This window comes from Bradyrhizobium vignae, from assembly GCF_004114425.1.
Lineage (GTDB): Bacteria > Pseudomonadota > Alphaproteobacteria > Rhizobiales > Xanthobacteraceae > Bradyrhizobium > Bradyrhizobium vignae.
In genome coordinates this window covers 159845-178065 of sequence record NZ_RDQF01000007.1, presented here as the reverse complement: position 1 = coordinate 178065, position 18221 = coordinate 159845, and the positions used below count along the sequence as shown (strand labels likewise).

At 63.7% G+C, this 18221-nt stretch carries 17 protein-coding genes and 1 pseudogene; 9 read left to right on the top strand and 9 right to left on the bottom strand.

Going from position 1 to position 18221, the window contains the following annotated elements; genetic code table 11:
- Nucleotides 1–42: 42 nt before the first annotated feature.
- Both EAV90_RS08770 and EAV90_RS08765 read right to left on the bottom strand, forming a co-directional pair.
- A complete protein-coding gene (locus EAV90_RS08770) occupies nt 43–1362 on the bottom strand; it encodes an ABC transporter substrate-binding protein (protein ID WP_122403742.1) in 1320 nt (439 codons plus the stop codon).
- Nucleotides 1363–1414: 52 nt separating this feature from the next.
- Nucleotides 1415–2482 carry an ABC transporter ATP-binding protein gene (locus EAV90_RS08765; RefSeq protein ID WP_122403743.1) on the bottom strand — a complete coding sequence of 356 codons (1068 nt, stop codon included), beginning with the start codon at nt 2480–2482 and terminating at the stop codon, nt 1415–1417.
- A 202-nt stretch (nt 2483–2684) separates the two neighbouring features.
- Here EAV90_RS08765 and gntR point away from each other — a divergent pair, with 202 nt between their 5' ends.
- The 6 genes and pseudogenes from gntR (at nt 2685) to EAV90_RS08735 (ending at nt 8986) form a co-directional block, all read left to right on the top strand.
- On the top strand, nt 2685–3785 hold the full coding sequence (gene gntR / locus EAV90_RS08760; RefSeq protein ID WP_122403744.1) for an HTH-type transcriptional regulator GntR: 1101 nt from the start codon (nt 2685–2687) through the stop codon (nt 3783–3785).
- A 122-nt stretch (nt 3786–3907) separates the two neighbouring features.
- Nucleotides 3908–5737: an IlvD/Edd family dehydratase gene (locus EAV90_RS08755; RefSeq protein ID WP_129143192.1), complete on the top strand. Its 1830-nt coding sequence runs from the start codon at nt 3908–3910 to the stop codon at nt 5735–5737.
- Nucleotides 5738–5900: 163 nt separating this feature from the next.
- Nucleotides 5901–6632 (top strand): SDR family oxidoreductase, encoded by a 732-nt coding sequence (locus tag EAV90_RS08750; protein ID WP_162500320.1) that lies wholly within the window; start codon nt 5901–5903, stop codon nt 6630–6632.
- Nucleotides 6633–6648: 16 nt separating this feature from the next.
- Complete coding sequence (locus tag EAV90_RS08745; protein WP_122403747.1) at nt 6649–7395, top strand: SDR family NAD(P)-dependent oxidoreductase; 747 nt, start codon at nt 6649–6651, stop codon at nt 7393–7395.
- Between the two features lie 29 nt (nt 7396–7424).
- A pseudogene (locus EAV90_RS41425) lies at nt 7425–8590 on the top strand (serine hydrolase domain-containing protein).
- A 3-nt stretch (nt 8591–8593) separates the two neighbouring features.
- On the top strand, nt 8594–8986 hold the full coding sequence (locus EAV90_RS08735) for a GFA family protein (RefSeq protein ID WP_129143191.1): 393 nt from the start codon (nt 8594–8596) through the stop codon (nt 8984–8986).
- Between the two features lie 2 nt (nt 8987–8988).
- On the opposite strand, the gene EAV90_RS08730 is transcribed toward EAV90_RS08735, so the two are convergent.
- A complete protein-coding gene (locus EAV90_RS08730; RefSeq protein WP_122403750.1) occupies nt 8989–9900 on the bottom strand; it encodes a DMT family transporter in 912 nt (303 codons plus the stop codon).
- Nucleotides 9901–9987: 87 nt separating this feature from the next.
- Here EAV90_RS08730 and EAV90_RS08725 point away from each other — a divergent pair, with 87 nt between their 5' ends.
- From EAV90_RS08725 to EAV90_RS08715, 3 genes are all read left to right on the top strand, one after another.
- Nucleotides 9988–10854, top strand: coding sequence for a LysR substrate-binding domain-containing protein (locus tag EAV90_RS08725; protein WP_129143190.1), 867 nt, complete (start codon nt 9988–9990; stop codon nt 10852–10854).
- Nucleotides 10855–10931: 77 nt separating this feature from the next.
- Nucleotides 10932–11612, top strand: coding sequence for a site-2 protease family protein (locus EAV90_RS08720; protein ID WP_129143189.1), 681 nt, complete (start codon nt 10932–10934; stop codon nt 11610–11612).
- 63 nt (nt 11613–11675) lie between these two features.
- Entirely contained in the window at nt 11676–12098 is a 423-nt protein-coding gene (locus EAV90_RS08715) for a hypothetical protein (protein ID WP_129143221.1), read from the top strand.
- Here the strand turns inward: EAV90_RS08715 and EAV90_RS08710 are convergent.
- The 6 genes from EAV90_RS08710 to EAV90_RS08685 all read right to left on the bottom strand — a co-directional run bounded on the left by EAV90_RS08710 (nt 12086) and on the right by EAV90_RS08685 (nt 18036).
- On the bottom strand, nt 12086–12901 hold the full coding sequence (locus tag EAV90_RS08710; RefSeq protein ID WP_129143188.1) for an energy transducer TonB family protein: 816 nt from the start codon (nt 12899–12901) through the stop codon (nt 12086–12088). The genes EAV90_RS08715 and EAV90_RS08710 overlap by 13 nt on opposite strands.
- A gap of 9 nt (nt 12902–12910) precedes the next feature.
- The gene (gene exbD, locus EAV90_RS08705) at nt 12911–13366 is read right to left on the bottom strand and encodes a TonB system transport protein ExbD (protein ID WP_122403753.1); all 456 of its coding nucleotides are present in this window, start codon (nt 13364–13366) and stop codon (nt 12911–12913) included.
- A gap of 3 nt (nt 13367–13369) precedes the next feature.
- Nucleotides 13370–14332, bottom strand: a complete 963-nt coding sequence (exbB, locus tag EAV90_RS08700) for a tonB-system energizer ExbB (protein ID WP_129143187.1) — start codon at nt 14330–14332, stop codon at nt 13370–13372.
- Nucleotides 14329–15018: a Fe2+-dependent dioxygenase gene (locus EAV90_RS08695; RefSeq protein WP_129143186.1), complete on the bottom strand. Its 690-nt coding sequence runs from the start codon at nt 15016–15018 to the stop codon at nt 14329–14331. Before EAV90_RS08695 ends, exbB begins: the two co-directional genes overlap by 4 nt.
- Nucleotides 15019–15037: 19 nt before the next feature.
- Nucleotides 15038–17569 carry a TonB-dependent receptor gene (locus EAV90_RS08690; protein WP_129143220.1) on the bottom strand — a complete coding sequence of 844 codons (2532 nt, stop codon included), beginning with the start codon at nt 17567–17569 and terminating at the stop codon, nt 15038–15040.
- Between the two features lie 227 nt (nt 17570–17796).
- Nucleotides 17797–18036 (bottom strand): hypothetical protein, encoded by a 240-nt coding sequence (locus EAV90_RS08685; RefSeq protein WP_028135749.1) that lies wholly within the window; start codon nt 18034–18036, stop codon nt 17797–17799.
- Nucleotides 18037–18221 lie beyond the last annotated feature (185 nt).

Sequence of the window (18221 nt, the reverse complement as noted above, 5' to 3'; positions counted from 1 at the left end):
GTTGACGAGCGGGCGGCGACACTGCCGCCCGCTCCGTGGCCGTCAGCGGTAGATGCGCTTCAGCTGGCGCTCGGCTTCCGCCATCGCGGCCTTCGCATCCTTGGCGCCGGTGCAGTAGTTGGCGAACATGTCGACGACGATGAAGTCGGCGATTGCAGTCGCCGCCTTCTCGCCGACCGTGCCGATACCGGACGCCGGCAGCGTGCGTTTGGAGGCCTGCGAGAACACGGTGTTCTTGGGGTCGGCCGTCCAGATCGGCGCATTCTCGTAGGCGTTCAGGGTCTGGGTCAGGTAGCCCTGCGCACCATCCAGCCACTTCTCGTAGTTCTCCTTCTCCAGCATGAAGGCGACGAAGGCCTTGGCCGCATTCGGATATTTGGTGAAGTTGAAGGCGAGGATCGGCAGCGCCAGCTGCAGCTCGGTCGGCTTGCCGACCGGACCGACCGGCCAGAGCGCGTGATAGGTGTCCTCGGCAAGCTCCTTCTTGCTGGGATCGGTCTTGGCGGCGACGTAGATCGAGATGCCGTTCGCCGTGCAATAGAGCTCGCCGGCGAGGAAGGCCTTGTTGTTGGAGGAATCGTTCCAGGACGCCGTGCCCGGGATGAAGCTCTCGTACAACGCCTTGCAATATTCCAGCGCCTTCGCCGTTTCCGGCGAATTGATGATGATCTTGTCGTTCTGGTCGACCGTGTAGGCGCCGTGCCCCCACAGCACCCAGTGCAGCCACGAATTGCCGTCGCCCGAGGCATGACCAAGCGCGAAGCCGGCCGGCGTGTTGTTCGCCTTCAAAGCCTTGCACATCTCGAGGAAGCCGGGGAAGTCCTTCGGGAATTCCTTGAAGCCCGCTTTGTCGAGCGCCGACTTGCGGTAGGTCATGTAACCGCCGTTGGTGGCGACGGGAATACCGAGCCAGTCGTTGCCGAGCTTGCAGGTCTTGGCGGCCGCATCGGTCCAGCCGCCGTATTTCTTGCCGAGATAATCGGCGACGTCGTTCATCTTCAGCACTTTGGTGGGGAAGAGCTGCGGCAGCGTGTGCAGACCCCAGGCGAGATCGAGCCCGGAGCCGGTATTGGCCGCAACCGAGGCCTTCGGCTGCACGTCCTCGAAGGATTCGCTGAACACGTTCATCTCGGTGCCGGTCGCAGCCTTGAACGCGGCCACCATCGCATTGAACGCATCGTCTTCCGCCGGCACGAAGCGCTTCCACCGCATCACGGTCAGCTTGGCACCGGGCTCGGCCTTCCAGGGCGCGCTCTGCGCCCAGGCCTTGGCGAAGTCGAACAGTGCCGGCCCGGTCAGCATGCCGGTCGCAGCCAATGCCGTGCCGCCTTGAAGCAGAGACCGGCGGGTAAAGTCTTGCATGTCGTTCTCCCTGTGATGCTTTTTGTTGTCTTATGCCTTGTCGCCTTATGCGCTAGGCGTTCATTCGCTTGCCCGTCGCATCGTCGAACAGGTGTACCAGCGATGGGTCGGGCTTCAGCCGCACCTTGTCGCCCGGATTGAACTGGTGACGCTCGCGGAAGACGGCGACGACCTGCTCGCCGCCAAGCTTTGCGAACACCTGCGTCTCCGAACCGGTCGGCTCGACCACGATGATCTCGGCCTCGGCACCGTCGTCGGCGATGGTGAAATGCTCGGGCCGCACGCCGTAGACGGCGGGACGGCCGTCGGACGCCGTCGGCGCGGTCTTGAGCGGCAGCTTGACGCCGTTCGGCCCCTCGAAGGTGGCAACGCCGTTGACGCGCACATGGCCCTTGAGGAAGTTCATCGCGGGCGAGCCGATGAAGCCGGCGACGAACTGGTTGTCGGGCTTGTCATAGAGCTCGAGCGGCGTACCCATCTGCTCGACGATGCCGTCGTGCATGACGACGATCTTGTCGGCCATGGTCATGGCCTCGATCTGGTCGTGGGTGACGTAGACGGTGGTGGTCTTCAACCGCTGGTGCAGCTCCTTGATCTCGGTGCGCATGGCGACGCGCAGCTTGGCATCGAGGTTCGACAAGGGCTCGTCGAACAGGAAGACCTGCGGATCGCGCACGATGGCACGGCCCATGGCGACGCGCTGGCGCTGGCCGCCGGAAAGCTGGCGCGGATAGCGGTCGAGCAGCGGCGACAGCGCAAGAATCTCGGCGGCGCGCTTGACGCGCTTGTTGATCTCGTCGGCGCTGGCATTCCGCAACTTGAGCGAGAAGCCCATGTTGTCGGCCACCGTCATGTGCGGATAGAGCGCGTAGTTCTGGAACACCATCGCAATGTCCCGCTCCTTGGGCTGGACATTGTTGACGACGCGGTCGCCGATCGAGATCGTGCCGGAGGTGATGTTCTCGAGGCCGGCGAGCATGCGCAGAAGCGTCGACTTGCCGCAGCCGGAGGGGCCAACCAGGACGACGAACTGGCCGTCCTCGATTGGAATCGTCACGCCGTGCAGGACTTCAAAATTGCCGAACGATTTCCGCACGTCGCGGATTTGCACAGACGACATCTAATTCCCTCCTCGAAAGTCCACCGCGCCTCCAAGCGCCGCGACCGTCTTGTTTTTCAGACTTCACCGAACGAAGCCCGATCTTAACGGGCGACATTGTCGGTAGTTTGTGCGGTTTTGGCAATTTGTCTTTGGTTAGTCGTTGCTGGTAGCGCTGTCAACGTTCCTTTGTTTGCAGGACTGACTGTGTTAAGAGCAGCAAATGGGTCGAAAACGCACCAAGTCAGGCAAAATCCGGCTGGCCGAAGTGGCCGAGCTCGCCGGCGTCAGCCCGATTACCGCGTCCCGCTTCTTCCGCAACCCGGAGGCCCTGTCGGTCGCCAAGCGGACGCGGGTCGAGAGCGCCGCCAAGGAGCTCGGCTACGTGCCCAACCTTGCCGCACGGGCACTCGCCTCGCAACGCACCGAAGTCATCGGTGTATTGATCCCCTCTCTCACCAATAATGTGTTCTCGGACGTGCTGCGCGGCATCTATGACGCGTCCGAAGGCAGCCGTTACTCGATTCAGTTGTCCAACACGCGCTACAGCATTCTCCAGGAAGAAAAGTTGCTGCGCCTGTTTCTGGCGCAGAAGCCGGCCGGGCTGATCGTCACCGGCATCGATCAGACCGCCGAGTCCCGCGCGATGCTTCAAGCCGCGGACTGCCCGATCGTGCAGATCATGGAGATTGGCCCGGATCCAGTCGACATGATGATAGGCTTTTCGCACTATGATGCAGCCCGCGCGGCGGTTGCGCACCTTTTCGAACAAGGTCACCGCAAGATCGGCTTCGTCGGCGCACGCATGGATCCCAGGGTGCAACGGCGGATGGACGGATATGTCTCGTCCATGAAGGACGCCGCATTGTTCGATCAGCGCCTCGTCGTCACGACGGCCACACCGACTTCGGTGACGCTCGGCGGAGCGCTGTTCACCGATCTCCTGGCGCGGGAGCCCGATATCGATGCGGTGTTCTGCGCCAATGACGACCTCGCGCTCGGCGTGCTGTTCGAATGCCGCCGCCGGGAGATCGCGGTGCCCGGGCAGATCGCGATCGTCGGCTTCAACGACCTCGAATTCATGGCCTCCGCCGTCCCCACCCTCACCAGCGTCCGCACCAACCGTTACGAGATGGGGAAGACCGCGGCCACCATGCTGATCGAGGCGATCGAGGGCCGGCGCCCTGAGCAGCCCGTGCTCGATCTCGGCTTCAAGGTGATCGAGCGGCAAAGCTCGTCGGCGCGACGTTCAGACAGCAGGCCGGCCGTTTCCGGCGCGGGTGCCGCGAACAAAATGATAGCGTTACCAAGTAGCCACGACTAGTATCGGGCTCGTGAGGAAACGACCCGCCAGCGGGAAGGCAAATCATCGCTCGCGCCGTTGGGCATCGCGCATGCCGACACCATGAGACGGACGCCAGTGCGTTTGCATTGCAGGAGAAACCAATGACAAAGAAACCAACCAATGGGCATGCCGCCGGCAGCAACGGTACTCGCCGCCACCTTCGCTCGCAGGAATGGTTCAACAACCCGCACAATCCGGGCATGACTGCGCTCTACATGGAGCGTTATCTGAACTACGGCCTCACCCGCGCCGAGCTTCAATCCGGCAAGCCGATCATCGGCATCGCCCAGACCGGCAACGACCTCTCGCCCTGCAACCGCCACCACATCGAGCTCGCGCACCGCGTCCGCGAAGGCATCCGCGAGGCCGGTGGCATCGCGATGGAGTTCCCCACCCACCCGATTCAAGAGACCGGCAAGCGCCCGACCGCGGCGCTCGACCGCAACCTCGCATACCTCGGCTTGGTCGAAGTCCTCTACGGCTATCCGCTCGACGGCGTGGTGCTCACCACCGGTTGCGACAAAACGACGCCGGCCTGCATGATGGCGGCGGCGACCGTGAACCTGCCCGCGATCGTGCTGTCGGGTGGCCCGATGCTCAACGGCTGGCACAATGGCGAGCGCACCGGCTCCGGAACCATCGTCTGGAAGTCGCGTGAGCGACTCGCGGCCGGCGAGATCAACTATGAGGAGTTCATGGAGATCGTGGCTTCCTCGGCGCCCTCGGTCGGCCATTGCAACACCATGGGCACGGCCTCGACCATGAACGGGCTTGCCGAAGCGCTCGGCTTCTCGCTGCCGGGCTGCGCGGCGATCCCCGCTCCCTATCGCGAGCGCGGCCAGATCGCCTACGAGACCGGCAAGCGCATTGTCGAGATGGTCTGGGAGGATTTGAAGCCTTCGGACATCCTGACCCGCAAGGCGTTCGAGAACTGCATCGTGATCAATTCGGCGATCGGCGGTTCGACCAACGCGCCGATCCACATCAACGCCCTCGCCCGCCATATCGGCGTCGAGCTGTCGATCGAGGACTGGCAGAAATACGGGCATGACGTGCCGCTCTTGGTCAACATGCAGCCCGCCGGCTTCTATCTCGGCGAGGAATTCCACCGCGCCGGCGGCGTGCCCGCCGTGGTGCGCGAGCTGATGAAGCATAAGCGCATCCATGAGGATGCGATCACGGTCAACGGCCGCGGCATCGGCGAGAACTGCAAGTCTGCGCCGGAGCCCGATAACGACGTGATCTGGGCTTACGACAAGCCGCTGGTGAAGGATGCCGGCTTCCTGGTGCTGAAGGGCAACCTGTTCGATTCCGCGATCATGAAGACCAGCGTGATCTCCAAGGAGTTTCGCGACCGCTATCTCAGCAACCCCAAGGATCCGAACGCCTTCGAGGGCCGCGCCATCGTGTTCGAGGGTCCGGAGGACTACCACGAGCGGATCGACGATCCCTCGCTCGACATCGACGAGCGCTGCGTGCTGTTCATCCGCGGCACCGGCCCGATCGGCTATCCCGGCGGCGCCGAGGTCGTGAACATGCAGCCGCCGGCAGCCTTGATCAAACGCGGCATCCTGTCCCTGCCCTGCATCGGCGACGGCCGTCAGTCCGGCACCTCGGGCTCGCCCTCGATCCTCAATGCTTCGCCGGAAGCCGCCGCCAATGGAGGCCTCGCGATCCTGAGGACCGGCGACAAGGTGCGCATCGACCTCAACAAGGGTAGCGCCAACATCCTGATCTCGGACGAGGAGCTGAAGAAGCGCCACGCCGAGCTGAAGGCCAATGGCGGCTTCAGGCATCCACCGAACCAGACGCCGTGGCAAGAAATCTACCGCAACACCGTCGGCCAGCAGTCGACCGGCGCCTGCATGGAGCTCGCCACGCGCTACCAGAACGTCGCCGGCACCTTCGGTGTGGCGCGGGACAATCACTGACAGCCACACCGTCATTGCGACCGTAACGAAGCAAATCCAGGGATTTGTCCACGGAGAGAGTCTGGATTGCTTAGTCGCCAGCGCAAAATTGCTTCGCAATTTTGTCGCGGGCTCCTCGCAATGACGTGGGGTTGGCATTCGAATGAACACAAGGGAGAAGAAAATGGCAGACCGCCTCAAGGGAAAGCGCGCCGTCGTCACGGCAGCGGCAGCAGGCATCGGGCGCGCTTGCGCCATCGCATTCGCGCGTGAAGGCGCAACCGTCATCGCCACCGACATCAACGAGGCCGGCATCGCGAGCCTGAGCAAGGAAGGCATCGCCGAAGTGGCAAAGCTCGACGTCCGCAACACCGCCGACGTCAACGCCTTCGCCAAGCGCGTCGGCAAGATCGACATCCTGCTCAACGCCGCCGGCTTCGTGCATCACGGCACCATCCTGGAGTGCTCGGAAGAGGATTTCGACTTCTCCTTCGACCTCAACGTCAAGTCGATGCACCGGACCATCAAGGCCTTCCTGCCCGACATGATTGCGGGCGGCGGCGGCAGCATCGTCAACATCTCGTCCTGCGCGGCCTTGAGGCCGCCGGCGAACCGCTACGTTTACAGCTCGTCGAAGGCGGCGGTGTCGCTGCTGTCGCGCGCGGTCGCGCTCGACTTCATCACCAAGGGCATCCGCTGCAACTCGATCTGCCCGGGCACCGTCGAGACGCCTTCGATGCTCGACCGCGCCGCGGCGCAAGGGCCGCAGGGCAAGGAGATGTTCATCTCCCGCCAGAAGATGGGCCGGCTCGGCACCGCCGAGGAGATCGCGGCTATGGCGGTCTATCTCGGCAGCGACGAGAGCGCCTTCACCACCGGCGTCGACCTCGTCGTCGACGGCGGCTACATGCTCTGACGCCAAGGGCCCCGGCATGAACAAGATCGATCTCAACGGCCGCGTCGCTGTCGTCACGGGCGGCGCGCAGGGCTTTGGCCGCGCCATCGCCGAGCGCTTTGTGGCCTCCGGCGCCAAGGTCGCGATCTGGGATTTCGATGCCACGCTGGCCGAGAAGGCCGCAAAGGAGATCGGCGGCGAGACCAAAGTCTTCAAGGTCGACGTCACCGACACGGCTGCCGTGGAGACCGCCCGCGATGCCACGCTCGCCGCCTTCGGCAAGATCGACATCCTCGTCAACAATGCCGGCATCGCCGGCGTCAACAAGCCGGTCTGGGAGACCGATCTGGAGGAATGGCGGAAAGTTCTGCGCATCAACCTCGATGGTCCCTTCATATGCTGCAAGGCGGTCGTGCCCGAAATGCTCAAGCAGAAATACGGGCGCATCGTGAACATCGCCTCGATCGCCGGCAAGGAAGGCAATCCGAACGCCGCGCACTACTCGGCCTCCAAGGCCGGCCTGATCGCGCTGACGAAATCGCTCGGCAAGGAGCTCGCCGCCCATGACATCATCGTCAACGCGGTGACACCGGCGGCCGCCAAGACCGCGATCTTCGACCAGATGACGCAGCAGCATATCGACTTCATGCTGTCGAAGATCCCGAAGGGACGCTTCGTGCTGGTGGAAGAGCTCGCCGCAATGGTGAGCTGGCTTGCATCCGAAGATTGCGCCTTCTCCACCGGCGCGGTGTTTGATATTTCCGGCGGACGGGCGACCTACTGAAGTACTGGCCGCCCCTGGAGGGGCGGACCATGCGACTCGGACGTGATTTCAGGCGTCGGGATTTCGTGAAGCTCGCAGCGGGCGCAGGCGCGCTGCCGCTGCTGTCATCGACTGCGCTTGCGCAGCTCGCGCCCAACCCACCGAGCATCCGCCCGCCCTCGCCGGCCGAGCGCGGCGCCATGGCACGGCTCGCGCACAGCTTCATGGACAAGTACGGCGTGCCGGCCCTATCCGTTGCGATCGGCTATGCCGGCACTATTGTCCATGAGGACGCCTTTGGTCTGGCCGATATCGAGCGGAACGAGGCCGTAACGCCGCGGCATCTGTTCCGGATCGCCAGCGTCAGCAAGATGATCACCTCGGTCACGATCTTCCGCCTGATCGAGGAGAACCGCCTCAAGCTGGCGGACCGCGTGTTCGGCCGAGGCGCGCTGCTCGGCACCGACTATGGGCAGCCCAACTCCGCCGGCAGCGACCAGATCACGCTCGAGCATCTCTTGACCCATACTGCCGGCGGCTGGAGCAACGACGACCGCGACCCCATGTTCACCCATCCGCGGATGGTCATGCCGAGCTGATCGCCTGGACGCTAGCCAATCGGCCGCCGGACCGACCGCCGGGCCAGCGCTACGCCTATTCCAATTTCGGCTATTGCGTGCTGGGCCGCGTCATCGAGAAGCTTACAGGCCAGTCCTATGGCGAGCATGTCCGCAGCGAGGTGTTCGCGCGCTGCGGCGTTACCGAGATGACGATCGCCGGCAACACCCGCGAGCAGCGCCAGGCCGGCGAAGTCGCCTATTACGGCCAGGGCGAAAATCCCTACGGCATGAATGTCCGGCGGATGGATTCCCATGGCGGCTGGATCGCGACGCCGTCGGATCTCGTGCAACTGCTGATGCATGTCGACGGCTACACGAGACCGGCGAACATCCTGCGGCCGCGCACCATCCAGCTCATGACCACCGCGCCCAGCTACAGTCCAGACTACGCTAAGGGTTTTTGCATCAACAAGTCAGGCAATTGGTGGCACAATGGCAGCCTGCCGGGTACGAGCACGATTGCCGTGCGCACTCATGGCGGCTTCTGCTGGGCCGCCTTCACCAACACCAGACGCAGGAATTCCGACATGGATGGCGATCTCGACAATCTCAACTGGAACATGGCGCGCCAAGTCGGCGAATGGCGGGTGGCCTGAGCCATGATCCGGGAAGGGGGATGCCTGTGCGGCGCGGTGCGGTTCAAGGCGGAAGGCGAGCCGCTCAACGTCCGCATCTGCCATTGCCGCATCTGCCAGAAGGCGATGGGATCGCCCTACTTCGCCCGCGCCCAGTTCGACCAGCGCGCGCTCAGCGTCGAGGGCGAGACGGCCCGCTATGCGTCCTCCGAGAACATCGACCGCGTATTCTGCAAGCGTTGCGGCACGCGCCTGTTCGCCTGGCGTCGCAACGGCACGCTGGCGGGCGTCGCCCTCGCTACTTTCGACGATCGCAACGCCTTCGCGCCGACCGAGCACATCTGGGTGTCGGAAAAGCTCGCCTGGGTGAAGCTCGATGATGGCCTGACGCAGCATCAGACGACGATCCCGGCGTGACGTCAGATCTGGTGCGACGCAGACGCGCTCGCCGCCTGCGTGCGCCGTCCGGTTGTCGTCGCGATCCAGATCCCGGCGAACACCGCAATGATACCCGCCGCCAAATTCCAGCGCAGCGGCTCGTTCAGCAACCAGGCCCCGACCAGCGAGGCCGTGATCGGATTGACCGTCACGGAGATCGCGACGCGCGTCGGCGTCGTGCGCTCCAGTGCGAAGGCCCAGAGATAGAAGGTCAGCGCCGCGCCGAAGGCACCCAGATAGAGGGCGCCCAACCACTGTGGCATGCCGAAGCCGGCGACCGGCGCAAAGCTGCCGCGGACATAGGAGAGCAGGATGAGGCAGGCCGCACCCGCCGCCATGCTCATGGTCGTAAAGGCGATCGGGCTGGAGCGCCGGATCAACGGCTTCGACCAGATGCCGTAGAGCGCCATGCACAGCGCAGCCGCCATCATCAGGAGATCGCCGCGCCAGGCGCCTGTCGGCGCCGAGGCGAGGTCGGAGAGCAGCGCGAGCGCAACGCCAAACGTCGCAGTCACGACGCCCATGGACTTGCGCCAGGTCAGGGCTTCCGCGCCGAGAATGGCCCCGATCAAGAGCGACAACAGCGGAAGCGTCGACAGCGCAAGCGCGCCGCGCGCGGCCGTCGTGAAGATCAGCGAGGCGTTGAACAGGATCGGAAACAGCGCAAAGAACAGAATGCCGAGTCCGATGGCGGCGGCCCAGTCCCCTTGCTTCGGCCAGCGATCGCCGCGCAGCAGCGTCAGGGGCAGTAGCAGGGAAAAACCGATGCCGAACCGGAATGAGCCGATCGCGAGCGGATCGATGCTCCCGACGAGATAGCGCGTGGCACCGATAGATGTCCCGCCCAGCGCACTCGACAACACGGCGGCAAAAACGCCAAAGATCTCGCCCATGACTCGTCCCAACCGTTTTGCGAGCAGCATAGGAGACGCGCCGAAACGGGGAATGGAATTTCCATCATGGCAGGATAAGTTTTCGTCATGACCGCACCCGATCTCGACCCCGACCTGCTGAAGGCCTTCCTCGCCGTTGCCGATCATCAATCGTTCACGCGCGCGGCCGCGATCCTCAACCGCACCCAATCGGCGGTGAGCGTCCAGATCAGGCGTCTCGAAGAACGACTGGACGTCAGGCTGTTTCACCGCATGAGGTCGGGCGTCGCACTGAGTGCGGCGGGTCGGGAGCTGCTTGTCTATGCAAGACGGCTTCTCGACCTCAATGCAGAGGCGGTCGATGCGCTCCGCGCGCGCAAGCGCGAAGCCGTGGTCCGCCTCGGGGTAATGGACGACTACGGCACGATCGTCATTCCGCCCTTGCTGGCGCGCTTTGCCAAGAGCCATCCGGAGATCCGGGTCGAGATCGAGACTGGGCTGACCGCCACGATGCCGGCCCGGCTCGGCGAGGCCTATGACCTTGTCATTGCCATGCATCCGGAAGGACATGGCGGCGGCGAATTGCTGCGGCGGGAACAGGCGGTCTGGGCCGCGGCCGCGTCATATTCAGCCGCCGCGCCACGAGACACGCTGCCCGTCGCGCGCTACCCGCCGGGCTGCCTGTTCCGCCAATGGGCCACTGAGGCCCTCGATGCTGCCGGCCGCCCGTGGCGGCTTGCCTTCGTCAGCCGGAGCCTCGCGGCGGTGGAAGCGATCGCGGCACAGGGCCTCGCGATCACGGTCGTGAAGGCGGGCACCCTGCCCCCTCGCCTGCGCGTCCTGTCGGCGCGCGACGGCCTGCCGCCGCTGCCGGCCGCCGACATCCGCCTCCATCGCGCGCGCAAGCTGTCGCGTCCGGCGGCACAGCTGGCGGATCATCTGCAGCGGACAATTTCGGAATTAAACGCCATATAACTGTGGATCGTAAAGGGCTGTGGCCCTATACGGCCTGCTTTGCAGAGCGCGCGGACCGAACCGGAGCGGATGAGCTGGTGAATATTTCCATTTATGATCTCTCCGTCTGGGTCCTGCCGCTGGTGCTCGCCATCACCTTTCACGAGGCCGCGCACGCCTTCGTCGCCGACAGGCTCGGGGACAACACGGCCTCGCAGCTCGGCCGCGTCAGCTTCAACCCTGTCAGGCATATCGACCCATTCGGTACCCTGATCCTGCCCGCGATGCTGCTGTTTGCGCATTCGCCATTCCTGTTCGGCTATGCCAAGCCGGTCCCGGTGAACTTCCGCAAGCTGAACAATCCCAGGCTCGACATGGTGTGGGTGGCGCTGGCCGGGCCCGTCACCAACATCCTGCTGGCGCTGGCCGCGGCATTCGCTTTCCATGCCCTGCCCCTGGTGCCCGCGAGTTCGGCGAAGTGGGTTGCGGACAATCTCAAGAATGCCCTCGTGATCAATGCGATCCTAGCGGTGTTCAACATGATGCCGATCCCGCCGCTCGACGGCGGTCGCGTTGCGGTGGGACTTTTGCCGCGGGCGCTCGCCGTGCCGTTGTCCCGGCTCGAGCCGTTCGGCATGCTGATCCTGATCGGTCTGTTGATCCTGCTGCCACTCGCGGGTTCCCAGTTCGGTCTAAATCTTGATGTTATTTCAGCAATACTGCGGACGTTGACCGGTTATGTGATTCAGGCTGTTCTCTTCCTGACTGGCAACGCGTAGTTGAACGCAACATTGGAACCCACGCCGAAAGGGCGAGAGGCCGACTTGGTCAAAGCTGCCGATATGCTGATCGCGCGACGCGCCGACACCCGCGCCCGCGCCGATTTTGCCACCTGGAAGATGATGGCCAAGCTCAATGGGGCATCCGCGCTGCCGGCGGAGGCCCAGGAGTTCCTGGCGAGCTACCAGAACCTGCTGGCGCAGATGAGCGAGGACGAGGCTACCGAGGCCACCATCGGCGCGATCTACAAGGCCTATTACGCCGAGATGGGCGGTGCGGGAACGCCTCCCGACGTCCGCCCCCGCCAAGCCGAGCCGGCCGCGGACAATGTTACCGCCTTCCGCCGCCCGGCACCGAAACCGAAGAAGGCCGCCTCCTTCGGGGCGGCGGCATTCGCCGGCCCCCAGAAACGGCCGCTGCCGGTGGCGCTGATCTTCGCCTGCCTGGTCGTTGTCTATGTTGGGATCCGGCTCTACTGGCGCTGAGCCGTCTTCTTCTTTCTCTTGGCGTCAGGCGGCGTGAAGATGATGTCCACGGTGCGCTCGAACCGGTCGTCAGTCAATCCGACGGGCGGCTGCGGGATGGGATCGGACTTGCGAACGATTGAGACCGCTGCCGCATCGTAGGCTGCATCCCCCGACGACTCCACGACATCAACCGACAGCACGTTGCCCTTCCGGTTGATCGCGAAGCTCACCTTGACCTTCTGGTTGTTGGGCTGCTTGCCCTCCGGATTGACCTTGTGGGCCGCGAGGTGCGCGCTGATCTTGCGGTTCCAGTCGGCCGTGATCTTCAGGATGTCCTTGCCGAGCCCCAGCACCGGCGCCAGCGCTTTCTCGGCCTCCCGCGCGTCTTCATCGAGCATCTGCCGCGCCGTTGCAACCGACTTCGGCGATGCCTCGGCAGCGGGAGTCTCGACAGCTTGAATCTTCGGATCGTCTTCCGTTGGCTTCTTCGTGTTGTTCTCGGTCACGACGCGGTCAGGATCCTCGACCTCCTGTGACTGATCCTTCGGAAGCTCCGTCTCCTTGGTCTCGGCCTTCTGCTCGGGAAGCGCCTGCTGCTCCTGCATCGCCTCGCTATCGGGCCCAGGCGGCAGATCGGTATCGGGCGCCTTGGGGGAAGCCATCTCCACGGCGAATTCGGCGCCGGCCGCACCAAGGCCGTCGCCGTCATCCTCGGTGCGCAAATGAGCCAGCGCAAGCGCTGCACCACCCAGATGAAGCGCGAGCGCCGCCACTGCCGCCAAAATCCAGAGCTTCCGGGATGGTCTCGGTTCGTCTGACATCGTTGCGCCTCAAGGCTGAGCGGCGCCTGGCGGCGGTGCCCCCGGCGGGCCCTCCAGCGCGACCAGCTTCACCCGCGTATAACCGCCTGAGCGCAAGAGCTCCATGACGCCCATCAACTCGCCATAAGGGACCGAACGATCGGCGCGCAGGAAGACATACTTGTCCTTGCTCATATCGGACAGGCCATCGAGGGTCCCGATCAACTCAGCCCGCTGAACCGGGTTCTCTCCGATCGCGAGCGTCAGATCGGGCTTGATGCTGAGATAAGTCGGCTTGTCCGGCTTCTTCTGCGGCGTCGCACTCGACGTCGGCAGATCGATCGGTAGGTCGACCGTGGACAGCGGCGCGGCGACCATGAAGATGATCAGCAGCACCAGGATGACGTCGATGAACGGCGTGACGTTGATGTCATGCGTTTCCGAGAAGTCGTCGTCGTCATCATTGTCTGCGAGCGAAACGGCCATGGTCTACTCCGCCGCACGCGAATGCGCGCTGCCGTGGCTGCGGTCGAGATCGCGCGAGAGCAGCCGCGCCGCCGCACCCGAGGCGCGGCTGACCAGCTCGAGATAGCCCTTCGTCAGGCGCGAGAAGTGATTGTAGATGATGACGGCGGGAATCGCGGCGACGAGGCCGATCGCGGTCGCGAGCAGCGCTTCGGCGATGCCGGGCGCGACCACGGCGAGATTCGTGGTCTGCGACTTCGAGATGCCGATGAAGCTGTTCATGATGCCCCAGACCGTGCCGAACAGGCCGACGAAGGGCGAGGTCGAGCCGATGGTCGCGAGCACGCCCATGCCGATCCGGATGCGCCGCTGTTCCGCGCGCACGATCTCGGAGAAGCTCGAAGCTGCGCGCTCGTTGATGCCGGCATCGCTGGACAAGCCGGCCGACATCCGCGCCTCCCGCAGCGCCGCCGCCAGGAAGGACGGCAGGATGCCCTCCTTGGTGCCGAGCGCCATCTGCGCTTCGGCGAGGGAGCGCGCCTCGGCAATTTTCTTCAGTGCCGAACGAAGCTTGCTGGAAGCGACCGACAGTTCGATCGACTTGGCGATGAAGACGGTCCAGGTCATCAGCGATGCGAAGGCGAGCCCGATCATCACCGCCTTCACGATGACATCCGCCGACATGAACATCACCCAGGGCGACAATTCCTTCATGGCCGGCGCGACGGCGGCTGGCTCCGGCTTCGCACTCGCGGGAATGGCTGCCATGGGGGCCGCGCCCGCGGCAGCGGGAGCCGTCGAGACTGCCGGCGGCGGGGCCATCGGCGCAGTTGCCGGCGGAACCGTTCCGGCCGTCGGCGGCTGAGCTGTCGATTGGGCCGGTGCCGCCGGCGGGCTTTGTGTCTGGGCAGAAGCCGGGGAAGCGAGCCAGGCGGTCGCCAGCATCAAAGCTGCGGCAAGGCTTGCTTGGAAGGTCATGGTCTTCATACTTCGGCCCAGTAGCGAATGAGGTTGTGATAGATGCCCGTCAATTTGACCGTTTCGGGATCGTCACGCCCGAGCCGTTCCACCAGCGCCTGTATCGCGGTGTCGAGGTCAAAGATCATGCTCCGGGCTTGATCGTCCCGTATCATGCTCTGAAGCCAGAAGAAAGACGCAACCCGCGTCCCCCTGGTCACGGGGGTGACCAGATGGAGGCTGGTCGAGGGATAGAGCACGCAGTCCCCGGCTGGCAACTTGACTTCGTGCGAGCCGTAGGTGTCCTCGATCACAAGTTCGCCACCGTCGTACTCCTCCGGCTCGGCGAGGAACAGCGTGACCGACAGGTCTGTGCGGATGCGAAGGCCGGTCAGGCGGTCGCCGCGGATCGCGTTGTCGACGTGCAGGCCGAAATGGTGGCCGCTGTCGGCCGCATAGCGGTTGAACAGCGGCGGGAAGATCTGGAGCGGGATCGCCGCCGCGATGAAGCGCGGGTTGGACGTCAGCGCCGAGATGATGCGGTTGCCGAGCTTGCGCGCGACCTCGCCGTCCGGCGGCAATTGCTCGTTGCGCTTGACCACGGCCGACTGCGCCCCCGCGGTCGAGCGGCCGTCTTCCCACGCGCTGGCGTCCATGATGCGGCGGAAATCCGCCACATCGTCTTTGCTCAGAACGTTTTCGATGCATGTCAGCATGAAACTCGTTGTTGCTCCGTCAGTAGCGCGCTGACAGCACCAGGTAAGCGGCACGCCCCGGTGCTTCCAGCACGAAGGGCGCAGCGCTCTGGTACAGCGCGTCGTAGTAGCGCTTGTCGAAGATGTTGTTCACGAACAGCTTGACCTGCCAGTTCTTGTTGATCTTGGCCTCCGCGAACATGTCGAAGCGCCAATAGCTCGGAATCGACGTGCCCTGGTTCGCCGCGAGCAAAGTGCCGCCGTAAATCTTCGAGCGATACACCGCCTGTCCGCCCAGCTCCCAGGTGTCGTTGATCTGATATTTCGAGAGCAAGCTGAAGGACTGATGCGCGATGTTGGCGAGCGGACGACCGACATTGGTCGGATACAGCGCCTTGTTGGCCGACGGGGCCAGCGACTGCGTGACCTCCGATTCCATCAGCACGAGCCCGCCGAAGACGCTCCATTTGTCGGTGATCTTGCCGCCCACACCGAGATCGATACCGCGAATGCGGTAGGCTGCTCCGGCTGTGATACACGATATGTTGCCGGTCGTTCCGGTCGGATAGACGCATCCCAAAGGAGCTGCAGCGGCGGCGCTTCCCACGTTCTGCGACTCGCGTGCGTTCTCTTTCGTCGTCTGGAACAACGCTGCGGTCAGGAGCAGGTGGCGATCGAACAGCTCCCACTTGGTGCCGATTTCGATGGCCTTGTTCTTCTCCGGGCCGAATATCTGCGTATTGCCGCCCGGCAGGTTGGGGTTGAGGCCGCCATAGGCCGTGCTGGTGCCGTCGAATTCGGCGCCAACCGGGTTCGCCGAGGTCGCATACGCCACATAGACACTACCGTTCGGCGCCGGCTTCAACGTCAGGCCGAGGTTGAAGTTCGGAATGAGAAACTCCGCCGATTGCTGGCCAGGACTGCCGACCTTCCGCGTGTTGATGCTGTAATCGTCATAGCGGAAACCGCCGTTCAGGATCACCAAGTCACGATAGTTTGCGCTATCCATGACGTAGCCGCTGACGGTGTCGATGCCGATCTTGGTGGGACTTCCGGTGAGGCTCGGAATCCCGAAGGGAAGATTGGTGTATTGCGGCGCGAATACGCTGACGTCGGTCTTCGATCCGCCGCCGCTGAAGGGCGTGCCGGTCGTCAGCTCCGAGCTGAGGCCGGTATAACTGTCGATCGACGATCTCTCGCGGTCGTACTCGACACCGCCGAGCAAGGTGTGTCTGAAGCCTACATCGTCATTGAACTTGTAAGTTGCCTCGGTCTGGTTGGCGAACACGTCCGTGACCTGGAATCGGCTCTGCGGATTTGCACTCAGCGTCGAAGCCGAGAGCGGATCGACTAGCTTCGGCGCTTCAGGAAGCGTACCAATGTAATTCTGTGTCGAGCGGGACGCGCGGATCTTGTTGCTGACCATCAAGTCGGGGGTGATCTGCACTTCCGCATTGATGGTGCCAATGTCCTGGCCGGTGCGGAAGAAGTCCCGGTTGACGAAGCCGTACCAATTGTTGCGATTGACACCGAAGTCCGGGAACGGGCCGCCGGCCGTCGAGGTCGTGCTCGGCCGATAATAGGGAACACCAAAATCCGGGCGGCCAGTCAGTTCGGTATGGATGTAGTTGCCGGTGACCTTGACAGCATCGGTCGGCTTCCAGGTCGTGGCGACGAAGGCGCCGTTTCGATTATCGGTGACATAGTCGCGGCCAGCGACATTTGCATCCTGGAACAGGCCGCCGGCTCGGATGGCGAGCGTCGGGTCGATCACCTGATTGACGTCGAGCGTGACACGCTTGGTCTGGTCGGTGCCAAACGTCGTGTCCATGTTGTAGAAGTTGCTCGCCGTCGTCGCCTGCTTGGTGACGATGTTGATCGCACCGCCAGCGACACCGCGACCGGAGAAGGTCGAACCAGGACCGCGCAGAATCTCGACCTGCTCGGTGAAGAAGTTTTCGCGCACGCTGACGCCGGCATCGCGGACGCCATCGATGAAAATGTCGTTGCGCGCGTCGAAGCCGCGGATGAAGAACCGGTCGCCAAAGGCGTTGCCGCCCTCGCCCGTTCCGAGCGTCACGCCGGCCGTGCTGAGAATTGCCTGCTTCAGCGTCGTGGCGTTCTTGTCCTCGAGCACTTCCTTGCTGAGAACCGTGATCGACTTCGGCGTATCGACCAGCTTCTCCGGAAACTTGCCGCCGGCCTGAACGTGGTCAACCTTGTAGGGCGCAGCCGGATCGGCATAGGGATCGGCGTCGGCGGGACCGGAGGGCGTCGTCGGAGCCGTCTGCGCCGCCTGCTGCCGCTGCGCTGCGCGGCGAAGCGCGTTGCGCGCGCGGACCTGATCAGGTGTCGGCTTCGATGCCGTCGGACGCGGACGCTCGACCGGAGCATCGACCGTCACCGGCGGCAGGTTCGACTGCTGCGCCTGCGCACCGCTCGACACCGATGCCACCGCGATCAAGCTCGCGACCGCGGAAACTTTTTTTCCGGAAACGCCCGCGAACCTCTCGTCCATCGGATCGAATGCTGCCACCGAACGCAACGATTTCGGTGCGACCACCTGCCCCATTACAACACGCCCCATCTTCATGTTCGCTCACTCACTTCGATGAGCGATTGGGCTGTTGGTATCGGCAGCAAAATAGTGGGTCAATGCGCGCAAGCCGCGAGAACGCTTGAATAAGTCCAGATCAAAACGATTCTAAACTGAAGCTTGAAACGGTTCTAAAGATAGATTGGACTCATTCCAAAACGTACGCGACAAATGCCGCGAAATCGGCGGGGATGCTCTCGGATTCAGTCGCTGCTCGGCGGCTTCATCAGCGAGAACAATTCGTCGACGGTCTTCTGCGCGACGGCGCGCACGCGATCGGTACTGTCCATACCGGCGATGTTGATGCCGTTCACGACGGCTTTGATCTCGTCGCGAAAGTCGGTGAGGAAGCGCAAGGGATCGCGCTGCTCGTTGGCGACACGCGCGATCAATCCCGTGATCAGAATCTGACATGCGATCAGCTTGCCGTTCAGCTCGTCCATCCTGCGCTCCATTTATGGCGGCGCCGATATGGACGATGCCGAAATGCCTGACAACCGAAACGGTCTCCACGCGATTTAGAACCGTTCTTGTGGCTGGTCCGAACCACGGCCAGAGCGGCGTCATTCACATGAGCACACCGTCTTTGGGGTTGCGCATGACCGGCACGCCGATCAGTCGTGCCGGG

What these genes read in the sequence shown, in the direction of transcription:
- EAV90_RS08725 (WP_129143190.1), top strand. Translation starts at nt 9,988, where the DNA reads ATGACCGCACCCGATCTCGACCCCGACCTGCTGAAGGCCTTCCTCGCC.
- EAV90_RS08730 (WP_122403750.1), bottom strand. Translation starts at nt 9,900, where the DNA reads ATGGGCGAGATCTTTGGCGTTTTTGCCGCCGTGTTGTCGAGTGCGCTG.
- EAV90_RS08710 (WP_129143188.1), bottom strand. Translation starts at nt 12,901, where the DNA reads ATGTCAGACGAACCGAGACCATCCCGGAAGCTCTGGATTTTGGCGGCA.
- exbD (WP_122403753.1), bottom strand. Translation starts at nt 13,366, where the DNA reads ATGGCCGTTTCGCTCGCAGACAATGATGACGACGACGACTTCTCGGAA.
- EAV90_RS08690 (WP_129143220.1), bottom strand. Translation starts at nt 17,569, where the DNA reads ATGGGGCAGGTGGTCGCACCGAAATCGTTGCGTTCGGTGGCAGCATTC.
- exbB (WP_129143187.1), bottom strand. Translation starts at nt 14,332, where the DNA reads ATGAAGACCATGACCTTCCAAGCAAGCCTTGCCGCAGCTTTGATGCTG.
- EAV90_RS08750 (WP_162500320.1), top strand. Translation starts at nt 5,901, where the DNA reads ATGGCAGACCGCCTCAAGGGAAAGCGCGCCGTCGTCACGGCAGCGGCA.
- EAV90_RS08685 (WP_028135749.1), bottom strand. Translation starts at nt 18,036, where the DNA reads ATGGACGAGCTGAACGGCAAGCTGATCGCATGTCAGATTCTGATCACG.
- EAV90_RS08715 (WP_129143221.1), top strand. Translation starts at nt 11,676, where the DNA reads ATGCTGATCGCGCGACGCGCCGACACCCGCGCCCGCGCCGATTTTGCC.
- EAV90_RS08695 (WP_129143186.1), bottom strand. Translation starts at nt 15,018, where the DNA reads ATGCTGACATGCATCGAAAACGTTCTGAGCAAAGACGATGTGGCGGAT.
- EAV90_RS08770 (WP_122403742.1), bottom strand. Translation starts at nt 1,362, where the DNA reads ATGCAAGACTTTACCCGCCGGTCTCTGCTTCAAGGCGGCACGGCATTG.
- EAV90_RS08765 (WP_122403743.1), bottom strand. Translation starts at nt 2,482, where the DNA reads ATGTCGTCTGTGCAAATCCGCGACGTGCGGAAATCGTTCGGCAATTTT.
- EAV90_RS08735 (WP_129143191.1), top strand. Translation starts at nt 8,594, where the DNA reads ATGATCCGGGAAGGGGGATGCCTGTGCGGCGCGGTGCGGTTCAAGGCG.
- gntR (WP_122403744.1), top strand. Translation starts at nt 2,685, where the DNA reads ATGGGTCGAAAACGCACCAAGTCAGGCAAAATCCGGCTGGCCGAAGTG.
- EAV90_RS08745 (WP_122403747.1), top strand. Translation starts at nt 6,649, where the DNA reads ATGAACAAGATCGATCTCAACGGCCGCGTCGCTGTCGTCACGGGCGGC.
- EAV90_RS08755 (WP_129143192.1), top strand. Translation starts at nt 3,908, where the DNA reads ATGACAAAGAAACCAACCAATGGGCATGCCGCCGGCAGCAACGGTACT.